This window comes from Photobacterium galatheae (genome assembly GCF_000695255.1).
GTDB classification, from domain to species: domain Bacteria; phylum Pseudomonadota; class Gammaproteobacteria; order Enterobacterales; family Vibrionaceae; genus Photobacterium; species Photobacterium galatheae.
Map to the genome: position 1 here is coordinate 277,371 of NZ_JMIB01000006.1, position 6,757 is coordinate 284,127.

Sequence of the window (6,757 nt, forward strand, 5' to 3'; positions counted from 1 at the left end):
CGACTTGCTACGAATCCGACTACAGATTTGGACCGAGCCATTTCTCCGCTTCGGTTGCATCCCAGCCTTTTCGCTCAGCATAGTCCAGCATCTGATCTCGCTGAATCTGTGCAACCGCGAAATAACGGGATTCCGGATGAGAGAAATACCAGCCCGACACCGCGGCACCCGGCCACATGGCAAAACTTTCGGTCAACTGCATCCCGGTATTGGCTTCCGCATCCAATAGTTTCCAGATCTCGCCTTTCTCTGTATGTTCAGGGCAAGCCGGATAGCCCGGTGCCGGACGGATCCCCTGATATTTCTCACGGATCAGATCCTCATTATTCAGGGCTTCATCCGGCGCATAACCCCAGATTTCCTTACGCACCTGCTCGTGCATGCATTCGGCAAACGCTTCTGCAAGACGATCGGCCACCGCCTGAATCATGATGGCATTATAGTCATCCCCTTTGGCTTTAAACTGCTCAGCAATGTCGTACTCACCGATCCCGCCCGTGACAGCAAATGCACCAATCCAGTCAGCTTTTTCACTGTCTTTCGGAGCAACATAATCCGACAAACAGTAATTCGGCCCCTTTGGTTTTTCGGTTTGCTGACGCAGACCACGTAGCGTGGTCAGCACCTGAGTCCGGTTTTCATCGGTATAAACCTCAATATCATCACCAATGTTATTCGCCGGGAACAGACCACACACGCCATTGGCTTTGATCATACCGGTTGCTTCAATGTCATCCAGCAGCTGATTAGCATCATCGAACAACCGCTGTGCTTCTTTCCCGACCACTTCATGACGCAGAATCGTCGGATATTTGCCACTCAATGACCAGGTCATAAAGAAAGGCGTCCAGTCGATGTAACGCCGCAGCGTCGCGATATCGAAGTCTTTAAACACATGGATACCCGGTTGTTTAGGGGCTGGCGGTGTATAGCTGTTCCAGTCTATCGCCACTTTATTGGCACGCGCCGTTTCCAGGCTGACCGGTGCACTGCGCGGACGCTTGCGGGCATGCTGCTCGCGCACCACCTCATACTCCTGATCCAGGCGCTCGACAAAAGCAGGTCGTTGCGTCTCAGATAACAATGCCGCACACACCCCGACAGCCCGGGATGCATTCGAAACATACACCACAGGTGCATGATAGTTCTGTTCAATTTTTACCGCAGTATGCGCTTTAGAAGTCGTCGCCCCGCCAATCAACAGCGGAATCTCAAACCCCTGACGCTCCATCTCTTTCGCCACATGCACCATTTCATCCAATGAAGGGGTGATCAGGCCAGACAAGCCAATAATATCGACATGCTCTTCTTTCGCGACCTTCAGAATTTTGTCACAAGGCACCATCACTCCGAGATCAATAATCTCGAAGTTATTACACTGCAAGACGACGCCGACAATGTTCTTACCGATGTCATGCACGTCACCTTTCACGGTTGCCAGCAGGATTTTTCCGTTACTCTTACCTGCCTGTTTCTCGGCATTGATGTAAGGCTCCAGATAGGCCACAGCCTGCTTCATCACCCGGGCCGATTTCACCACCTGCGGCAGGAACATTTTGCCTTCACCGAACAGGTCACCCACCACGTTCATTCCTGCCATCAACGGCCCTTCAATCACCTCCAGCGGTTTGCTGGCCTGCTGGCGAGCTTCTTCCGTATCTTCAACAATAAACTCAGTAATGCCTTTAACCAGTGCATGAGACAGTCGCTTTTCAACGGGCCAGCCCCGCCATTCCGCGGCGGTTTTGTCTTCCACCGCTTCGCCGCTGCCCCGGTATTTATCGGCCAAATCCAGCAGACGCTCCGTGGAATCATCACGACGGTTGAGGACCACATCTTCCACGGCCACACGCAGCTCTTCCGGCAAGTCATCGTAAATCGCCAGCTGACCGGCATTCACGATCCCCATATCCATCCCGTTCTTGAAGCAGTGGTACAGGAAGACCGCGTGAATTGCCTCACGCACCGGCTCATTCCCCCGGAAAGAGAAAGAAACGTTCGACACCCCACCGGAGACCATGGCATGCGGCAAATGACGCTTGATATCCCCAACCGCTTCAATGAAATCCACGGCGTAGTTGTTATGCTCTTCAATCCCTGTCGCGACCGCAAAGATATTCGGGTCAAAAATGATATCTTCCGGCGGGAAACCAACTTCATCAACCAGAATATGATAGGCATTAGTACAGATTTCGATCTTCCGTTCACGGGTATCAGCCTGACCCACTTCATCGAACGCCATCACGATCACCGCCGCACCGTAGCGACGGATTAATTTAGCCTGCTCAACAAATTTCTCTTTCCCTTCCTTGAGTGAGATTGAGTTGACAATTGGCTTGCCCTGAACACATTTCAGACCTGATTCAAGAATTTCCCACTTCGAGGAGTCAATCATGATCGGAACACGGGAAATTTCCGGCTCAGAAGCACACAGATTCAAAAAGCGCACCATGGCCGCTTCTGCATCCAGCATGCCTTCATCCATGTTGATATCAATGATCTGTGCGCCAGCCTCAACCTGCTGACGAGCGACTTCCAGCGCCTCGTCATACAATTCTTCTTTGATCAAACGACGAAAACGAGCTGACCCGGTGACATTGGTTCGCTCACCGACGTTCACAAACAGAGTTTCTTTTTCGATGGTCAGGGGTTCCAGGCCAGACAATCGACAAGCCACGGGTAAATCCGGTAGCTTCCTTGGCGGGAGATTCGCCGTCACCCGGGCCATTTCACGGATATGTTCCGGTGTCGTTCCGCAACAGCCCCCCACCAAATTGAGGAAACCGGACTCCGCCCACTCCCGGATATGTTCGGCCATCTCATCTGCTTCAAGGTCATATTCACCAAAAGCATTCGGCAGACCGGCATTCGGGTGCGCTGAAACAGCACATTCGGAAATGCGCGACAGCTCTTCGACATACTGACGCAGTTCATCAGGACCCAGCGCACAGTTCAGGCCAAAAGAGATCGGTTTGACGTGCCGAAGTGAGTTATAGAAAGCTTCGGTCGTTTGACCGGACAAGGTACGGCCGGAGGCATCGGTGATCGTCCCGGAAATCATCACCGGCAGGGTTATTCCCAGTGTTTCGAATACCGAATCCACCGCAAAAGCACAGGCTTTCGCATTCAGAGTGTCGAAAATCGTTTCGATCAGGATGATATCGGCACCACCTTCAATCAGCGCACGGGTCGATTCTGAATACGCCTCAACCAGTTGATCAAAAGTCACATTACGATAACCCGGATCATTCACATCCGGAGAAATAGAACAGGTTCGGTTGGTCGGGCCAAGGACACCCGCAACAAAACGCGGTTTATCCGGCGTTTTTGCGGTCCACTCATCTGCGACCTGGCGTGCCAGCCGGGCTGCCGCCAAGTTGATCTCGGCACTCAGACTCTCCATGTCGTAGTCTGCCATCGCGATGGTTGTGGCGTTAAAGGTGTTGGTTTCGAGGATATCGGCCCCAGCCTCAAGGTAAGCAGCGTGAATATCCTTGATCAATTGCGGCTGAGTCAGAACCAGCAGGTCATTGTTTCCTTTCAGGTCGGAATGCCAGTCGGCAAAACGTTCACCTCGATAATCCTGCTCATCCAGCTTATAGCTTTGGATCATAGTGCCCATCCCGCCATCGATGATCAGGATCTGCTCATTTAATCGCTTCTGTAATAATTCCGTTCCATTCGACACTGCTTACTTCCTTACACTTAAACTTATCAGCTGCAATCATCCTATCACAGCCTGATTGGAAATCTAGACGTCTATACATCGTTTGCGCAAACTAATTCTTCATCGATCTGTCCAAAGTTTTTATGGCTATCACGGGCCCGAACATTTATATTTTGTCACAATTTTTGCTTAACACTTTTCCAACAGATGAGGATCAAGGATGTCGGTTTACAGTACCCTCTGTTTTCTCGCCGCTGCCGCAATGGCAATTGCCTTTGTTAACCATAAAATAGGCAAGATGCAAACAACCATTGCCATCACCGCAGGCGCCATTGTTTTATCGCTCGGAATTGTGATCGCGGGTCACAATGGCTGGTTTCACCTGGAAGAAATCGCCGCAGAGCAGTTGGGACAGATCGACTTCGAAAGCTTCTTGCTGAAAGGGATTCTTGGCTTTCTGCTTTTCGCCGGCGGTCTGGGAATCAAACTGCCTCACCTCGAAGATCAAAAGTGGGAAATTGCCATCCTGGCACTGGCCGCAACCCTATTTTCCACCTTTTTTATCGGTGGCACACTCTGGTGGATTTGCCAGACACTGGGCATCCAGTTTGACCTGATCTACTGTCTGCTATTCGGCGCACTGATTTCTCCAACGGATCCAATTGCGGTACTTGCGATTGTTAAAAAATTGCATGCCCCGCGTCGTATTTCAACCCAAATTGAAGGGGAGTCGCTCTTTAATGATGGTTTTGGTCTGGTGATTTTTGTCACGCTGTTCACTATTGCTTTCGGTGATGAGGCACCAACCGTCCTGGGTGTTGGCCACCTGTTCCTGCAGGAAGCCATTGGAGGGATCACTTACGGTTTTGTCTTAGGTCTGCTTTTCCACTATCTGATCAGCTCGACGGACGATCACTCCATGGAATTACTGTTGACCCTGGGCGTGCCGACAGCCGGATACGTTTTTGCTGATGTCATTCATGTCTCTGGCCCACTGGCGATGGTTGTCTCTGGCATTATGATCGGCAACTGGACCCGCTATATTGGTTTCTCAAAAGAAAGTGAGGACCACCTGGATCACTTCTGGGAACTGGTCGATGAATTCCTGAACGGCGTTCTGTTCCTGCTGATCGGGATGAGCATGCTGTCTTTCAGTTTCCATGAAGAAGACTGGACACTGATGGTGATCGCTGTACCTCTGGTTTTGCTGGCCCGCTACCTGAGTGTCAAACTCTCTTATGTCGGCTTCAAGCGATTCCGGAAATACAACCCGGAATCAGTGAAAATACTGACCTGGGGGGGCCTGCGGGGCGGCTTGGCCCTGGCAATGGCGATGGCGATTCCGGCCGGTGTCATTGTTATCCCGGAAAAAAATATTGACGTCAAAGAACTGATTCTGGTGATGACCTATGCGGTTGTGGTGTTCTCGATCCTAATCCAGGGCTCGACCATCACATCAATGATCGAAAAAGCCAAAGCCTGGGAAGCAAAAAATAACAGCGACAGCGATCAGACACTCCCATCCCATCAACAGCCCGAAACCAATCCTAAATCGTAAGGTTTCACTGCCATCAAACAAAAAGACCTGCTACCAGCAGGTCTTTTTGTTTGTATCAATGTCGCTGAAACTTCAGTCGTCTTTGGTAAACTTATCTTCTGAGAAATGTTCCAGATCATATGGTGTTTGCTGATATACACAATAATTCAGCCAATTCGAAAACAGCAGATGACCATGGCTACGCCAGCTGGCAACTGGCTCGTTGTCCGGATTATCATCCTTGTAGTAATTCACAGGCATGCATGGCTCCATGCCTTCGCTCAAGTCCCGTATATATTCCAGATGCAAAGTTTTCGCATCGTACTCAGGATGACCTGTGACGAAAACATTTCGCTTGTCCTTCGTTGCTGCCAGATAAACCCCAGCCTGCTCAGAGGTCGCTAATAGATCTAAGTCTGTATGCTGCGTTAAAAAGTCTGGGGAAAAGTCTGCATAACGGGAATGTGGCGCGAGAAAGGTATCGTCAAAGCCACGCAATAAAGGATGATGCAAATTGTGAGTCGTATGTGTATAGATACCAGACAGCTTTTCTTTTCGGGTTCGCTTCGGCAGATCATACATTAACTTCAAGCCCGCCTGTGCGGCCCAGCACACGTACATCGTCGATGTTACGTGTCCCTTCGCCCAATTCAGAATCGTCTGGATCTCTTCCCAATACAGAACATCTTCGAACTGTACCAGCCCCAGCGGTGCCCCTGTGACTATCAGACCATCGAAATTACGGTCTTTCACCATTTCAAACTGACGGTAAAACGTATCCAGATGCTCGGTCGGTGTATTCTTCGTCGGACGATTGTCGATCCTCAACAACTCAACATCAACCTGCAGCGGGCTGTTTGATAGCAGACGCAAAAACTGCGTTTCTGTTTCAATCTTCCGCGGCATCAGATTCAGTAACAACAATTTCAGCGGACGAATTCCCTGACTGGCTGCTCGTTTTTCTGACATCACGAAAATATTCTCTCCCCTGAGAATATCAGTAGCCGGTAACTGGTCAGGAATTTTAATGGGCATGTTCAAACTCTCCCTAAGATGTTTAGACGTCCAGATACCCAAAAATTATAAAATTTCACGGATGACTGCAAGCAATAACGCATTAAAAGAATTATAGATAGAAGGGTGTTGAAGAAGAAAACTAATAAAAAGAGTTCATTTTCAATCAGTAATCTTAAGATGAAAGGATATTTGGCTAAAACGAAAAAACCCAGCCAAAGGCTGGGTTTTGAATGGGGAGCCTGGCGATGTCCTACTCTCACATGGGGAGACCCCACACTACCATCGGCGCTGCTGCGTTTCACGTCTGAGTTCGGCATGGGATCAGGTGGTTCCACAGCGCTATGGTCGCCAGGCAAATTATGGTGCTAGTACCCAGATTTGAACTGGGGACCTCACCCTTACCAAGGGTGCGCTCTACCAACTGAGCTATACCAGCAAATTTTTATCTCAACAAAGTCTTACGCTTCACTGCTTTGTCTGAAGAATTTGTCGCTGTGCGATGACGATTTTGATGCGAGAAGCGCAGTGTACATTCA

General features: G+C 49.8%; 3 protein-coding genes, 1 tRNA gene and 1 rRNA gene. 1 reads left to right on the forward strand and 4 read right to left on the reverse strand.

Going from position 1 to position 6,757, the window contains the following annotated elements; genetic code table 11:
* Positions 1-19: 19 nt before the first annotated feature.
* Positions 20-3,688, reverse strand: coding sequence for a methionine synthase (gene metH / locus EA58_RS05205; protein WP_036749798.1), 3,669 nt, complete (start codon positions 3,686-3,688; stop codon positions 20-22).
* 199 nt (positions 3,689-3,887) lie between these two features.
* On the opposite strand from metH, the gene EA58_RS05210 reads away from it, so the two are divergent.
* A complete protein-coding gene (locus EA58_RS05210) occupies positions 3,888-5,225 on the forward strand; it encodes a cation:proton antiporter (RefSeq protein WP_036749800.1) in 1,338 nt (445 codons plus the stop codon).
* A gap of 72 nt (positions 5,226-5,297) precedes the next feature.
* Here the strand turns inward: EA58_RS05210 and metA are convergent, their stop codons facing one another.
* From metA to EA58_RS05225, 3 genes are all read right to left on the reverse strand, one after another.
* On the reverse strand, positions 5,298-6,239 hold the full coding sequence (gene metA, locus EA58_RS05215) for a homoserine O-acetyltransferase MetA (RefSeq protein WP_036749804.1): 942 nt from the start codon (positions 6,237-6,239) through the stop codon (positions 5,298-5,300).
* A gap of 219 nt (positions 6,240-6,458) precedes the next feature.
* A 5S ribosomal RNA gene (gene rrf, locus EA58_RS05220) occupies positions 6,459-6,574 on the reverse strand.
* Between the two features lie 7 nt (positions 6,575-6,581).
* Positions 6,582-6,657 (reverse strand) — tRNA-Thr (locus tag EA58_RS05225).
* Positions 6,658-6,757 lie beyond the last annotated feature (100 nt).

Excerpts from the sequence above, each read along its gene's own strand:
- EA58_RS05210 (WP_036749800.1), top strand. The coding sequence starts at position 3,888 with ATGTCGGTTTACAGTACCCTCTGTTTTCTCGCCGCTGCCGCAATGGCA.
- metA (WP_036749804.1), bottom strand. The coding sequence starts at position 6,239 with ATGCCCATTAAAATTCCTGACCAGTTACCGGCTACTGATATTCTCAGG.